We start from the raw sequence: 13,929 nt of genomic DNA, 5'->3' as shown, positions 1-13,929 counted from the left end.
TTATCCGTTCCGCGTGCGCGCGTTCCCGCGTGGACGCCTTCCCCCCACCGTGGCCCACACCGCGTCCGTTCGCGCGCCGAGCGGTTGCCCGCCGTGAGCCGGGGAATACGCTGATCCGCACCGGCCGGACGACAGGAATCGGGAATCGCGCATGCGGAAATCGGCCCTCGTGGTCATCGACATGGTGAACACCTACGACCATCCGGACGCCGACCGGCTCATTCCCTCGGTACGGAAAACCCTGCCCGCGATGAAAGAACTGATCGAACGGGCCCGCGCCGAGGGCGTCGATGTCATCTACGTCAATGACAATTTCGGCAGATGGCGTTCCCACCACGACGAAATCCTGGACATGGCGCTGTCCGGTCCGCACGCCGAACTGGTGGAGCCCGTCCGGCCCGACAAGACATCGCTGTTCGTCCTCAAGGCACGGCACTCGGTCTTCTTCCAGACACCGCTGGAATACCTGCTCACCCAGTACGGGATCGGCCGCATCGTGCTCTGCGGCCAGGTCACCGAGCAGTGCGTGCTGTACTCCGCGCTCGACGCGCACATCCGCCATCTCACCGTGGCCGTTCCGCGGGACGCGGTCGCCCATATCCACGGAGATCTCGCGGACGCCGCGCTGCGCATGATGGAGCGCAATATGGGGGCGGAGATCTGCGACGCCGCCGATATCCGGTTCTGACAGCCCGGCTTCCCAGCCCCCGCGCACCGCCCGAGGAGGTCTTTCCCATGACAGCGCAGACCAGTTCCGCGGACGCCGCCCGCCCCGTCGCCGTGATCACCGGCGCCGACTCCGGCATCGGGCGCGCCACCGCCGTGCGCCTGGCCGGGCAGGGCATGGACATCGGCATCACCTGGCACGAGGACGAGCAGGGGGCGCGGGAGACGGCCGAGGAGGTGCGCGGCCTCGGCCGCCGCGCCGCCCTCCGGCAGACCGACCTCACCCGGCTGCCGGAGGCGGCCGGCGTCATCGACGAACTCGCGGACGAGCTGGGGCGGATCGACGTCCTCGTCAACAACGCCGGTACGGGCACCGCCACTCCCTATCTCGACATCGACCACGCCACGGTGCGGCGGGTCCTCGACGTCGACCTCGTGGGCCCGTTCCTCTGCGGGCAGCGCGCCGCGCGCCGGATGATCGGCCGGGGCGGCGGCGGACGCATCGTCAACGTCACCAGCGTCCACGAACACCAGCCGCGGGTGGGCGCCGCCCCGTACTGCGCCGCCAAGGGCGGGCTCGGTCTGCTCACACAGGTGATGGCGCTCGAACTGGCGGAGCACGGCATCACCGTCAACGCCGTGGCCCCCGGGGAGATCGCCACGCCGATGACCGGCCAGGAGGACACCGATGTGCGCACCGAGTCCCGCCCGGGGGTGCCGCTGGGCCGGCCCGGGGACGCCCGCGAGGTCGCCGCGGTGATCGCCTTCCTCGCCGGTCCGGACTCCGGCTACGTCACCGGCGCCTCCTGGGCCGTGGACGGCGGGATGCTGCGGATGGGCCCGATGGCCGGGTCCCATCTGGAGAGCGACGCCTGGCGTCGCGGCTGAGCCGGGCCCGGGCCGCCGCGGCCGAGCCACGGCCCGCCCGCGACCCCGGTCCGCCGGGCGTCAGTTCTCCTTCGACGTCACCGTGAACAGCCCGCCCTGACTGTCCCGCAGCGTCGCCTCCAACCCGTGCTGGGACTGCTCCGGCGGAGTGACGACCTCCCCGCCGAACGCCGCAGCGTGCTCCGCCGCGGCGGGCACGTCCTCCACGCAGAAGTACACATGCCAGCGCGGCCGGATCCGCGGGTCCGGCGCCGACTCCAGGGCCCCGCCGCGCAGGCCGCCGACCGTGCGGCCCTCGATCCGGACGAGCACCTGGTCGTCGGCGAACCGCACGTCGCAGCGCTCGGGCGGCTCGGTGTCCCAGCCCAGCACCTCGCTGTAGAAGATCGTCGCGGCGAAGACGTCCCGCGTGCGCAGCTCGATCCAGGAGGGGAAGCCCGGCCCCCGCCGGACCGGCCACTCCGATTCGGTGTACCCCTCCCAGACGCCGAAGGGGGCGCCCATCGGGTCCGACGCCCACGCGACCCGCCCCGGGCCGAACGGAATCGGCCCGACGGCCACCGTGGCCCCCCGCTCCCGGATGCGATCGGCCGCCTTGTCGGCGCTCTCGACCGCGAAATACGGGGACCAGGCGACGGGGAAGCCCATGGAGCGGGCCAGCGCCCCGATGCCGGCGACGGGTGCGCCGTCCTTGTACGCCACCACGTACTCCTCGCGGTGGAAGGCGGGCCGGAACTCCCAGCCCAGCAGGGCGTGGTAGAAGTCCAGCGAAAGCCGGAGATCACTCGTGATCAGGCTCACCCAGCAGGGTGCGCCCTGCACCACGGGGGTTGTGGCCGACATTCCGGCTCGCCTCGCTCTCTCGGGGTGCCGCTGGTGCCGTCGGTGCCGCCCGGAGCACCGGCCGTGTGCCCGTCCGCCACTGTGCCATCCCGGCCGTGAGGGCGCGCCGTGACGCACCAGCGGGCGCCGGCCGTCCGCGAACGCGGCGGGGGCGGGGGCCGGGCGCGTTCACCGGCGGGCCCGGCTCGGCTGGACCCGCTTCGGCTCGCCCGCCATCTTCGGGTGTTCCGGCGGATACGGGAGGTCCTCCAGGCCGTGGTCGCGCTCGTCCCGTTCGGCGAGTTCCAGCGCGGCCTCCAGCCGGCAGGGGTGCCGGTCCATGTCCGCGTGCACATCGCCCAGGTCCGCGTACCGCACCGGCATCGTCGCCAGGTCGAAGTCCTCCGGCACGGCGTGCGGCACCTCCTCCCACAGCAGCGGGGCGGAGACCGGCGCGTGCGGCCGGGGGCGCACCGAGTAGGCGCTGGCGATGGTGCGGTCGCGGGCGGTCTGGTTGTAGTCGACGAAGATCTTCGCGCCGCGTTCCTCCTTCCACCAGGCGGTGGTGATCCGGTCCGGCGCGCGCCGCTCCAGCTCCCGGCCCACCGCGATGGCGGCCCGGCGGACCTGCGTGAACGTCCAGCGCGGCTCGATGGGCACGAAGACGTGCAGCCCGCGCCCGCCCGAGGTCTTCGGCCAGCCGCGCAGGCCCAGCCCGTCGAGGACGTCCCGCAGCTCCTGGGCCGCGCGGACCGCCTCCCGGTAGCCGGTGCCCGGCTGCGGGTCGAGGTCGATCCGCAGCTCGTCGGGGTGCTCGGTGTCCCCGCGCCGCACGGGCCACGGGTGGAACGTCAGGCAGCCGAGATTGGCCGCCCACAGCACGGCGGCCGGCTCCGTGGGGCAGATCTCGTCCGCGTACCGGCCGCTGGGGAAGGAGATGCGCCCGGTGGGAATCCAGTCGGGGAGGTTCGCGGGGGCCCGCTTCTGGAAGAACGACTCGCCCGCCACCCCGTCGGGATAGCGCTCCAGGGTGGTGGGCCGGTTCCGCAGGGCCCGGGTGATGCCCTCGCCGACCGCCAGGTAGTAGCGGGCGACGTCGAGCTTGGTGAAGCCGCGCTCCGGGAAGTACACCTTGTCCGGATGGGACAGCTGTACGACCCGGCCGCCGACCGTGAGCTGCGCCGTCTCTGCCATGCCGCCACGGTAGGCCGGGGCGGCGCGCCCCGCCTCCCGGCGGACTCCGCCCCGGGGGCGCCACGGGTGCCCCCGCCGGCGCGCGGGCGGCCGCCGGGGGCCGCAGAATCGGCCCATGGACCTCCCGGTGATGCCGCCCGTGCGCCCGATGCTGGCGAAGAGCGCGGCCCGCATCCCGGAGGGGATGCTCTACGAGGCCAAGTGGGACGGCTTCCGCGCCCTGGTCTTCCGCGACGGCGACGAGATCGAGATCGGCAGCCGCTCCGGCAGGCCGCTGGGCCGCTACTTCCCCGAGCTGGTGGCGGCCTTCCGGGAGCGGCTCCCCGGGCGCTGCGTCCTCGACGGCGAGATCGTCGTCGCACGCGGCCCGCGGCTGGACTTCGACGCGCTGCTGGAGCGCATCCACCCGGCCGGCTCCCGGGTGCGGCTGCTCGCGGAGCGCACCCCGGCCGGCTATGTCGCCTTCGACCTGCTCGCCCTCGGCGGCGACTCGCTGCTGGACACCCCGCAGCGGGAGCGGCGCGTGGCGCTGGAGGCGGCCCTGGAAGGGGCGGGCGACCCGGTCTTCACGGCCCCGGCGACGTACGACATCGGCCTGGCGCGCCGCTGGTTCGAGCAGTTCGAGGGCGCGGGCCTGGACGGGGTCGTCGCCAAACCGCCCGGCCTGGGCTACCGGCAGGGCGAGCGGGTCATGGTGAAGGTCAAGCACGAGCGGACCGCCGACTGCGTGCTCGCCGGTCTCCGCCACCACAAGAGCGGACCGGTCGTCGGTTCCCTCCTGCTCGGCCTGTACGACGACGTGGGGCGGCTCCAGCACGTCGGCGTCTGCGCGGCCTTCCCCATGCGGCGGCGGAAGGAGCTGATGGAGGAGCTGGCGCCGCTGCGGATGGAGTCGGCCGAGGGCCACCCCTGGGCGGACTGGGCCGAGGCGGAGGCGCACGAGCGGGACCGGATGCCGGGCGCGCCCAGCCGCTGGACGGGCACGAAGGACCTCTCCTGGGTGCCGCTGCGCCCGGAGCGGGTCTGCGAGGTGGCGTACGACCACATGCAGGCCGGACGCTTCCGGCACACGGCCCGGTTCCGCCGCTGGCGGCCGGACCGCGTGCCGGAGTCGTGCACCTACGCGCAGCTGGAGGAGCCGGTCGGCTACGACCTGTCGTCGGTGCTGCCGGGCCGGCGGCCCTCCGGCTGAGGGCTCTCGTGCTCGCGCGGGCGGCGGCTCTCGTGCTCGCGCTGGAGGTCGTCCGGCCACTTGCGGGTGTCGCGCGGCTCCACGTACGGCTCCACCTCCTCCGGGTGGCCGGCCTTGACGGCCCGCTCCCGGGCCAGCTCGGCGTCGAACTCCAGGCCGAGCAGAATGGCCAGATTGGAGATCCAGAGCCAGACGAGGAAGATGATGACACCGGCCAGGGTGCCGTACGTCTTGTTGTACGAGCCGAAGTTGGCGACGTAGAACGCGAAACCGGCCGAGGCCAGCAGCCACACCACCACGGCGAGCAGGCTGCCCGGGGACACCCAGCGGAAGCCGCGCCCCTGCACGTTGGGCGCCGCCCAGTAGAGCAGGGCGATCATCAGCACGACCAGGAGCAGCAGGACGGGCCACTTGGCGATGGACCACACGGTCATCGCCGTGTCGCCCAGGCCGATCATGTCCCCGGCGCGCTGGGCGAGGGGACCGGTGAACACCACGATGAGCGAGCTGGCCGCGAGCATGACCATCAGGGCGACGGTCAGCACCAGCCGCAGCGGCGTGACCTTCCAGGCGGGACGGCCCTCCGGGAGGTCGTAGACCGCGTTGGAGGTGCGGATGAACGCCGCGATGTAGCCGGACGCCGACCACACGGCGGCCGCGAGGCCGATGATGGCGAAGATCCCGCTGGTCGAGCCGTTGTCCTGGAGCTGGGTCACGGCCTTGTCGAGGACGTCGCGGGCCGCGCCGGGGGCCAGGGACTGCAGATTGTCCAGGATCTTGTCCGTGGCCGACTTGCCGACCACTCCCAGCAGCGAGACGAGGACCAGCAGCGCCGGGAAGATCGACAGCACGCCGAAGTAGGTCAGTGCGGCCGCCCGGTCCTGGAGGTCGTCGTCCTTGAACTCCTTGAGGGTCCGGCGCAGCACCTCCTTCCAGGAGCGGGAGGGCAGGTCGCCCGGTCCCTCCGGGGCGGCGTGCGCTGACGGACCGCCCGGGGTGGCCCCGTGGGCCTTCTCATGATCGTTCGTTGGTCGCATGTTCTCCGGGTCCCCCGGTCCGCCGCCGTCAACCGGACGGGTTCGCGGCGGCGGATGCGGCGGAGGCGGCCGTACGGGCCGGAGCGGCGAACGTTTACGCAGGTCACGGCGGTGTCCGCCGGCCGCGTCGCCGGCCGTGCGCGAGGGCGGGCCCGGGCGGGGGAGACGGGCGTCCCGCCCCGGCCGTGTGAGCAAAGCCACCGCGGCCGCTGGAGCCGCGCGCCCGGCGGGAGTTGGGCCGTGCGCGGCGCGAGGAGCGGTGGTCCGGCTGTCGCCGGGCGCGGGGTGTCTGTGAGGATGGCCGCCGTTGGCCCCGCCCCGCCGGCCGTCTCCGGGCGGCCCCGGCGGCCGGGCCGGTATGCCGGACTCCTCTCCCCGGCATCCCGGTCCGGGGCCCGGCACTGCGAGAGCCGGGCCCCGGTCCGGGGACCACTCCGGCGCGGCCCGCTCCCGGGCACGGCCGCTCCGGGCGCGGCCCCCTTCCGGTACGGCCCCGTCCCGCGGGCGTCGTCCGTCCCGGCGGCCGGCCACCGGACGGCGGCGGGAGGCTCCGGCTCACCCCGCGCGGACGGCCCGGGCGACGGATCGCAGGTAGCGCTCCAGGGCCAGCCGCTGGGCCCCGCGGGCGACCGGCCCGGCGAGCCGGGTGTACCAGGCGGCGGCGCGGGAGAAGACCGCGATCTCGACGCGCACCGCGCCGTCGGCGTCGCGGATCACGGTGAACGATTCCTCCCCGCACTCCGGATGGCCCGGCAGCGAGCCGTAGGCGAAGCCGGTCCGGTCCGGCCCGTGCTCTGTCCACACCACGCGGCAGGGGATCAGGGGCCCCGGCAGCGGCAGACCGCCGGGGCGGGGGAGCAGCAGCACCGTGCCGCCCTCCTCGGCGGGCGTGCCGGGGTACGGGGCGAGGCCGGCGGCGCGCTGCGGTCCCCAGCCGAGGACGAAGGCACCGGCCCGTTCGAAGACCTCCGGGCCGCCGCCGATCCGCAGGGAGCGCCGGACCCGCAGCGGGTATCCGGCGGGGAGCGGGCCGCCCCGGGTGGCGCCGGTCTCCGGATACGTCGGCTCGGCGGCGCACGCCGCTCGGTACGCCTCTTCGGTGTCACGGGCCATGACCGGAATATAGGCTCCCCGGCCGTGCCCCCGGGCGGGCGGTGCCCGCCGGGGAGCGGGGGAGGCACCTCCGGGAGGAGCCCGGGGGAGGCGTCCGGCCGCCGCACCCTCCGTGACGTCCGCCCGGCATATCAGTGACATTCGGTTTGTCCTGGTCTGTGCGGGTTACCGCGAACCGCAGGCCCCGAGAGCCGGGCCCGCCGGCCCACCCGGCCGGGCAGCCGCCGAGCACCAGCACATCCGGGAGGACCGCGATGGGCAGCACGACAGCGCAGAAGACAGCGGCGCACGCCACCGCACCGGTGGATCTGGCGGGGAAGAACGCCATGGTGACCGGCGGAGCCCGCGGCCTGGGCGCCTCGATCAGCCGGGCGCTGGCGCGGGCGGGCGCCGCCGTCGACGTGGCGGACGTCCGGCGCGAACTCGCCGAGGACCTGTGCCGCGAACTCAAGGCGGAGGGCCACCAGGCCCGCTACACCGAGCTCGACGTCCGCGAACCCGCCGTGGCGGCGCGGTTCTTCCGCGACCTCGACCAGGTGGGACGGCCCCTCGACATCCTCGTCAACAACGCCGCCGTGGACGTCTCCAAGCCGATCGAGCATCTGTCCGCCGAGGAGGTCACCCGGGTCATCGGCACCAATCTGCTCGGCCCGATGTACCTGTGCCTGGAGGTCTACCGGCGGATGGTGGCCCGCGGCAGCGGCCACATCGTGAACATCCTCTCCACGGCCTCGAACCGCACCTGGACCGAGGCCGGCCCCTACGCGGCGGGCAAGTCGGGGCTGCGCGCCTTCACCCACACGCTGTTCAAGGAGGCCCAGCGCGACTGCCTGGGCATCGGCGTCACGGGCGTCATCGCGGGCGGTATGGAGACCCCCTTCGTCCTCGACCGCTTCCCCGACGCCGACACCACCAAGCTGCAGAGCCCCGACATCGTCGCCGACGCGGTGCTCTACGCCCTGTCGGTGCCGTCGGGCAGCGTCATCCCCGAACTGGTGGTGGTCCCGCGCTGCGAGACCTCCTGGCCGTGACGCGCGGCGAGAGCGAGCGGCGGCACGGCGTCCGCCGGGACCCGGACGGCCGTCGGGCCGGGGCGAGGGGCGGGCGGCGGGAGGGAAGCGGAAAGCGGGACGGGAAGCGGAACGGCGAGCGAGGAGAGGCGGAGTGACGGTGGACCGGAAACCGCGCGACGTCTCCGGCACGGGCCGCGCCGGCACGGCCGCCTCCGGCCCCCGCCGCGCGTCGGAGGCCCCGCGGACCCCGGTGGCCCCCGCCGCTTCGGGCGCCCCCGCGGCCCCCGGCGCCCCGGGGGCGCGGGCCCGTAACGGCGGGCCGCCGTGGAGCGGGCCGCTGCCGGGCGGCGGCGACCCCTCCGGCCACGGCGGGTACGGCGGGTACGGCGAGCCATACGGCCGCGCCGGGTACGGCCGGCCCGGCGGAGAACCGGGCCACGACGGCCCGGACGGCCCGGGCGCCGGCCACGGCGGCCCGTACGGGCACCTTCACGCGTACGGGGAGTCGCGCGGCTACGAGGCCCCGGCCCCCGACCGCATGCAGGCGATCCTGGACGCCACCAAGCACGTGGCCGGGCTGCTGAAGGCCGCCGGGCACCCCTTCGCGCTGGCCGGCGGCGTGGCCGCGTACGCGCACGGCAACATGGCCCGGCTCGAACACGACGCCGACTTCTGCGTGCTCCCCGAGGACGCCGAAGCGGTCGCCGGCACCCTGCGCAAAGCCGGCCTCCCCGTCTACGACCCGCCCGAGGACTGGCTGTTCAAGGCCCGCTGCCGGGGCCAGGACGTCGATCTCATCTATGAGCTCAAGCAGCTCCCGGTGACCCCGGAACTCCTGGGCCGCGCCGAGATCCTGCCGGTGGACTCCGTCGTGATGCCCGTTCTGGCACCGACGGACCTCCTCATCGGGCTGCTCAACGCCCTCTCCGAACACCACTGCGACTTCAGCGCCGTGCTGCCGCTGGCCCGCACCCTGCGGGAGAAGATCGACTGGGTCCGGGTGCGCCGCGTCTGCGGGACCGCGCCGATGCCCGACGCCTTCCTCTACCTCCTCGAACGCCTCGGCGTCATCGCCCCGCGCGGCCCGGGCCCAGCGGCCGCGGACGCGAGCGGGAGCGAAGACGGGAGCGGAGACGGCGACGGCAGCCGGCCCACCCCCGACGGCACACCGCACGGCACACCGCACGAAACGCCGCACGGAACGCCGCGGGCGGCGACGCCGCCGGGCGAAGGGCGGCAACGGCCGGAAGGACACCGGGCATGACGCACCACCACGCGGGGGCAGCAGCCGGCGGCGACCGGGACGGCGCCACCGCGACCACCGAGTACCGGCTCGCCCACCTCCAGGAACGGCTGGCGAGGGAGGGCAGCGGCGACATGGGCATCCGCCTGGAGATGCGCGGCGGCAGCCTGCTGCTGACCGGCACGGTCCCCTCGGCCGCGAACCGGGAGGAGATCCTGCGCATCGTCGCGGAAGTCCTGCCGGACGTCCCCGTCCACAGCGACATCGGCCTGACCGACCACAGGGCCCCCGACCGCCCGGAGGAACTGTCATGATCCGCGTCGCGGCCGTCGGCGACATCCACATGGCCCCGGACAGCCGCGGGCTGCTCCGCCCGGCCTTCGAAACCCTCGGCGACCACGCCGATCTCTTCCTGCTCGCCGGGGACCTCACCCGGCACGGCACCCCGGAGGAGGCCCGCGTCGTCGCGGAGGAGATCGCCGGGCTGCCCGTGCCGGTCGTCGCCGTCCTCGGCAACCACGACTACCAGGACGACCGGCCGGAGGAGGTCGCGGACATCCTGCGCTCCGCCGGCGCGACCGTGCTCGAGGGCGGCAGCACGGTGCTGCGCGTGGACGGCACGGCCGTCGGGATCGCGGGCGTGAAGGGCTTCTGCGGCGGCTTCGCGGGGCGGAGCGCCGGGGAGTTCGGCGAACCGGAGATGAAGGCGTTCGTCCGCTCCACCCGGCTCAGCGCGGACAGCCTGCACCGGGAGCTGGAGAGCCTGGCCGGGCGGGAGTGCGTCCTGCGGATCGCGCTCACCCACTTCTCACCCGTGCGCGACACGCTCGCCGGGGAGCCCGAGGAGATCTACCCCTTCCTCGGCAGCTACCAGCTCGCCGAGGCCATCGACGGCGCCGGCGCCGACCTGGCCGTGCACGGCCACGCCCATCTGGGCACGGAGCACGGCATGACGGGCGGCGGGGTGCTGGTGCGCAACGTCGCCCAGCCCGTCATCCGGCGCGCCTTCGCGGTCTACCACCTGGCGTGCGGCACGGAAGCCGGAGCAGCAGCGAGGGAGGGGCGGCCCGCGTACGCCGACCGGGGCATGTCCTGAGGACCGCTGATTGGTCCGGCCCGGTCCGGGTACTGCGGACGGGCGGCCGTCACCCGTGACGCCGCGCACTCCGTACCTCAGGAGGAGACATGGCTGAGAAGGTCAACCCGATCGAACTGCAGAAGGCTCTCAAGGGCGCCGACTACCCGGCTGACCGGAAGTCCCTCGCCTCGCTGGCCGAGAGCAACGGGGCCGACCGCAAGGTCGTCGAGAAGATCCAGAGCCTCGGCCAGAAGAAGTTCACCGGCCCCGACCAGGTCGAGAAGGCCGTGGCCCAGGAGCAGTGAGCCGGCCGGTGCGGAAAGGAGACCTTCCCATGGACGCCGCCGAGAAGGCAGCGATACCCGGAGCCGGCGGGCCGGACATGCCCGCCGGTGCCGCCGGCCCCGGCACGGACCCGGCCGGCGCGGTGACGGACACGGCCGCGGCGCGGCCCGGACAGCCGGCCGCCGGGGCCGTACCGGCGGGGGTCGGCGGCCGCCGCTGGGAACACGCCGTCGTCACGGGCGGAGCCGGCTTCGTCGGCTCCCATCTGTGCACGGCCCTGCTGGCGGAGGGGACCGCCGTCACCTGCGTGGACGACTTCTCCACCGGAACCCCCGGAAACATCGCGCACCTGCGGGACCACCCCGGGTTCACGCTGCTGCGGGCCGACGTCGGCGAACCGTTCGCCGGATACGTCCCCCGACCGGTGGACCTCGTCCTGCACTTCGCGTCCCCGGCCTCGCCCGCCGACTATCTGCGGCTGCCGCTGCACACCCTGGACACCGGCAGCCTCGGCACCCGCAACGCGCTGGCACTCGCCCGCGAACGGGGGGCCCGCTTCGTTCTCGCCTCCACCTCGGAGGTCTACGGCGACCCGCTGCAGCATCCGCAGAACGAGCGCTACTGGGGCAACGTCAACCCCGTCGGCCCGCGCAGCGTCTACGACGAGGCCAAGCGCTTCGGCGAGGCGCTGACCACCGCGGAGGCCGGGGCGCGCGGCACGGACGCCGGCATCGTCCGGCTCTTCAACACCTATGGCCCGCGGATGCGCGGCCACGACGGGCGCGCCGTGCCCACCTTCATCCGCCAGGCGCTGGCCGGCGAACCGCTGACCGTCACCGGTGACGGCCGGCAGACCCGCTCCCTCGCCTACGTCGACGACACCGTCCGGGGCATCCTCGCCATGGCCGGCTCGGACCTCCTCGGGCCCGTCAATCTCGGCAACCCCGACGAGATCACCATGCTGGAGCTGGCGCACAAGATCATCGACCTCACCGGCTCCCCGTCGACGGTCCGCTTCATCGCCCGGCCGACGGACGACCCGGCCGTGCGCTGCCCGGACATCACCCTGGCCCGCGGCAAGCTCCAATGGGCGCCGCTCGTCGACGCCGGTGAAGGGCTGGCCCGCACCATCGCGTGGTACCGGCAGCGGGCCCGGCCCGGGGCGGAGGCCGCCTGAGCGGCCCGCCACCGGGCCCGCCGGCGGCGGCCGGGGCCGGCCCCCTCCGGCCCGGGCACCGCGGTCCGGCGGCCGGGTCCGCCACCCGGGCCGCCCGGCCCCCGGACCGGCCCCCGGACCGGCCCCCGGACCGGCCGCCGGGCAGGTACTCCGCGACGAGCGGTCGAGCGGTGCCGGCGCGGAAGACCCGGCTCGGCACGGTCCGGCGCGCGGCCCGCGCCCCGTCCGGTTCCGCCCGGAACGGGCGCATCCCGCGCCCAACTCCCCGGGCGGGCACGCCCCTTGGGTCCCGCAGGCTCAGCTCCCGTCCCCTTTCACCAACCGTCCCCGTCCTTTCCCGTCCACCGGAACATCGCGGCCCCGGCCGCCGAAAGAGCGGAAACCCATGCGCATCCTCGGAATCAACGCTCTCTTCCACGACCCCGCCGCGGCGCTCGTCATCGACGGCCACACCGTCGCCGCCGCCGAGGAGGAACGCTTCTCGCGGCGCAAGCACGGCAAGCGCCCGTTGCCCTTCTCCGCCTGGGAACTCCCGGAGAAGGCCGCGGCCTGGTGCCTGGCCGAGGCCGGCCTGCGACCGCAGGACCTGGACGCGATCGCGTACTCCTTCGACCCCCATCTCGCCCGGCCCGCCGACACGATGGGCCTGGACGACCCCTGGGACCACCTGCGGCTCGCCTACGCCCGCGAGGCGCCCAACTTCCTGCACACCGCGCTGCCCGGACTCGACCCGGAGAAGGTGCGGTTCGTCCCGCACCACATGGCGCACGCCGCCTCCAGCGCGCTGGCCGCGCCGGGCGCCGAGACCTCCTCCGTCCTCGTCCTCGACGGCCGCGGCGAGGCCACGTCACACCTGGCCGGACGACGTGTCGGCGACCGCATCGAGCCCTTGTACGGGCAGGAGCTGCCGCACTCGCTCGGCCTCGTGTACGAGGAACTGACGGAGCATCTGGGCTTCCTGCGCTCCTCCGACGAGTACAAGGTGATGGCCCTCGCCTCCTACGGAACCCCGCGCATGCTCGGCGAGCTGCGGAAGTACGTGTACGCCACCGGCGACGGCGGCTTCCGCGCCGCAGGCGTGCCCTGGGCCGAGCTCAGCTCCCCGCTCCGCCCGGGCGAGGCGTGGACGCAGGAACACGCGGACCTGGCCGCCAGCGCCCAGGCATGCCTGGAGGAGACGCTGCTCGATCTGGCGCGCTGGCTGCACGGCCGGACGCACGACTCCCTGCTGACCATGGCCGGGGGAGTGGCGCTCAACTGCGTGGCCAACTCCCGCATCGCGCGCGAGGGCCCTTTCGACCGGGTGTGGGTGCAGCCCGCCTCCGGTGACGCCGGCACGGCCCTCGGCGGCGCGCTGTACCTCGCGGCGAGCGGCGGCGACCGCACCGAGCCCCTGGCCGGGGCCGACCTCGGCCGCCGCTGGTCCGACGCCGAACTGGAGGGCTGGCTGAAGACCGCCGCCGTCCCCTACGAGCGGCCCGCCGACGTCGCGGAGACGGTGGCCGAGGCACTGGCGGACGACCAGATCGTCGCCTGGTTCCAGGGCCGCTCGGAGTACGGGCCGCGGGCCCTCGGACACCGGTCGCTGCTGGCGCACCCGGGCCGCTCCGGCAATCTGGAGCGGCTGAACGACGTCAAGGGCCGCGAGCAGTTCCGCCCGGTGGCGCCGATGGTCCTCGCCGACCGCGCCCCCGAGATCTTCGACGGGCCGATGCCCAGCCCGTACATGCTCTTCGTGCACGAGGTGGCCGAGGAGTGGCGGGACCGCATCCCGGCCGTCGTGCACGTGGACGGCACCGCCCGCATCCAGACCGTCGACCCGGTGAGCGAACCCCTGGTCGCCCGGATGCTGGGCTCCTTCGAACGGCGGACCGGACTGCCCGTCGTCGTCAACACCAGCCTCAACACGGCCGGCCGGCCCATGGTGGACGACCCGCGCGACGCCCTGGAGTGCTTCGGCTCCTCGCCGGTCGACCTGCTCGCCATCGGCCCCTTCGTGGTCCGGCGCGGCACGTTCTTCGCGGGCGGGCGGCCGGACGCGGCGTCCGCCGCCGAACCGCTGTCCGCGACGGACGCGGAGGGCTTCGCGGCCGCCGGCTCCGTCCCGTCCTACGGCACGCCGGACGGCGTGTCGGCCCGCCCGGTCCGGACGACACCGGTCCGCGAACCGGTGGCGGGCACGGGCGCCGGAACGGCCGTCGGCGGAGCGGCCCGCACCGGC

General features: G+C 74.7%; 13 protein-coding genes and 1 pseudogene. 10 read left to right on the top strand and 4 right to left on the bottom strand.

Translation table 11 applies throughout. The features are described 5' to 3' along the window. Window positions 1–151 precede the first annotated feature (151 nt). Window positions 152–688: a cysteine hydrolase family protein gene (locus IF83_RS0108745; protein WP_030543502.1), complete on the top strand. Its 537-nt coding sequence runs from the start codon at window positions 152–154 to the stop codon at window positions 686–688. A 47-nt stretch (window positions 689–735) separates the two neighbouring features. After that, window positions 736–1,554: an SDR family oxidoreductase gene (locus IF83_RS0108740; RefSeq protein WP_051722590.1), complete on the top strand. Its 819-nt coding sequence runs from the start codon at window positions 736–738 to the stop codon at window positions 1,552–1,554. A 60-nt stretch (window positions 1,555–1,614) separates the two neighbouring features. Here the strand turns inward: IF83_RS0108740 and IF83_RS0108735 are convergent, their stop codons facing one another. Beyond that, on the bottom strand, window positions 1,615–2,397 hold the full coding sequence (locus IF83_RS0108735) for a VOC family protein (RefSeq protein WP_030543500.1): 783 nt from the start codon (window positions 2,395–2,397) through the stop codon (window positions 1,615–1,617). A gap of 168 nt (window positions 2,398–2,565) precedes the next feature. Next, on the bottom strand, window positions 2,566–3,570 hold the full coding sequence (ligD, locus tag IF83_RS0108730) for a non-homologous end-joining DNA ligase (RefSeq protein WP_030543499.1): 1,005 nt from the start codon (window positions 3,568–3,570) through the stop codon (window positions 2,566–2,568). A 115-nt stretch (window positions 3,571–3,685) separates the two neighbouring features. Between ligD and IF83_RS0108725 the strand changes: the two genes are divergently transcribed. After that, window positions 3,686–4,762: an ATP-dependent DNA ligase gene (locus IF83_RS0108725; RefSeq protein ID WP_030543498.1), complete on the top strand. Its 1,077-nt coding sequence runs from the start codon at window positions 3,686–3,688 to the stop codon at window positions 4,760–4,762. On the opposite strand, the gene IF83_RS0108720 is transcribed toward IF83_RS0108725, so the two are convergent. Together IF83_RS0108720 and IF83_RS0108715 are read right to left on the bottom strand one after the other, a co-directional pair. Further along, the gene (locus IF83_RS0108720) at window positions 4,717–5,799 is read right to left on the bottom strand and encodes a YihY/virulence factor BrkB family protein (RefSeq protein ID WP_078843293.1); all 1,083 of its coding nucleotides are present in this window, start codon (window positions 5,797–5,799) and stop codon (window positions 4,717–4,719) included. The genes IF83_RS0108725 and IF83_RS0108720 overlap by 46 nt on opposite strands. Window positions 5,800–6,354: 555 nt before the next feature. Further along, window positions 6,355–6,912, bottom strand: a complete 558-nt coding sequence (locus tag IF83_RS0108715; RefSeq protein WP_051722589.1) for a DUF1990 family protein — start codon at window positions 6,910–6,912, stop codon at window positions 6,355–6,357. A 254-nt stretch (window positions 6,913–7,166) separates the two neighbouring features. Between IF83_RS0108715 and IF83_RS0108710 the strand changes: the two genes are divergently transcribed. From IF83_RS0108710 to IF83_RS0108675, 7 genes and pseudogenes are all read left to right on the top strand, one after another. Beyond that, window positions 7,167–7,943, top strand: coding sequence for an SDR family oxidoreductase (locus IF83_RS0108710; RefSeq protein WP_051722588.1), 777 nt, complete (start codon window positions 7,167–7,169; stop codon window positions 7,941–7,943). 133 nt (window positions 7,944–8,076) lie between these two features. After that, on the top strand, window positions 8,077–9,189 hold the full coding sequence (locus IF83_RS35625) for a nucleotidyltransferase family protein (RefSeq protein ID WP_107046726.1): 1,113 nt from the start codon (window positions 8,077–8,079) through the stop codon (window positions 9,187–9,189). Then, a complete protein-coding gene (locus IF83_RS0108695; protein ID WP_030543493.1) occupies window positions 9,186–9,482 on the top strand; it encodes a hypothetical protein in 297 nt (98 codons plus the stop codon). The genes IF83_RS35625 and IF83_RS0108695 overlap by 4 nt, the downstream gene beginning before the upstream one ends. Continuing rightward, window positions 9,479–10,264, top strand: coding sequence for a metallophosphoesterase family protein (locus IF83_RS0108690; RefSeq protein ID WP_051722587.1), 786 nt, complete (start codon window positions 9,479–9,481; stop codon window positions 10,262–10,264). The genes IF83_RS0108695 and IF83_RS0108690 overlap by 4 nt, the downstream gene beginning before the upstream one ends. Window positions 10,265–10,353: 89 nt before the next feature. Next, complete coding sequence (locus IF83_RS0108685; protein WP_030543491.1) at window positions 10,354–10,551, top strand: DUF2795 domain-containing protein; 198 nt, start codon at window positions 10,354–10,356, stop codon at window positions 10,549–10,551. 29 nt (window positions 10,552–10,580) lie between these two features. Continuing rightward, a complete protein-coding gene (locus tag IF83_RS0108680) occupies window positions 10,581–11,708 on the top strand; it encodes an NAD-dependent epimerase/dehydratase family protein (RefSeq protein ID WP_244176940.1) in 1,128 nt (375 codons plus the stop codon). 385 nt (window positions 11,709–12,093) lie between these two features. Further along, window positions 12,094–13,737, top strand: a pseudogene (locus IF83_RS0108675) (carbamoyltransferase family protein); the annotation flags it as partial. Between the last annotated feature and the right edge of the window lie 192 nt (window positions 13,738–13,929).

Origin of the sequence: Streptomyces albus subsp. albus, assembly GCF_000719865.1 — a bacterium.
GTDB lineage: Bacteria > Actinomycetota > Actinomycetes > Streptomycetales > Streptomycetaceae > Streptomyces > Streptomyces albus_E.
The sequence above is the reverse complement of the archived record's forward strand: the minus strand, read 5'-3'. Positions and strand labels throughout refer to the sequence as shown.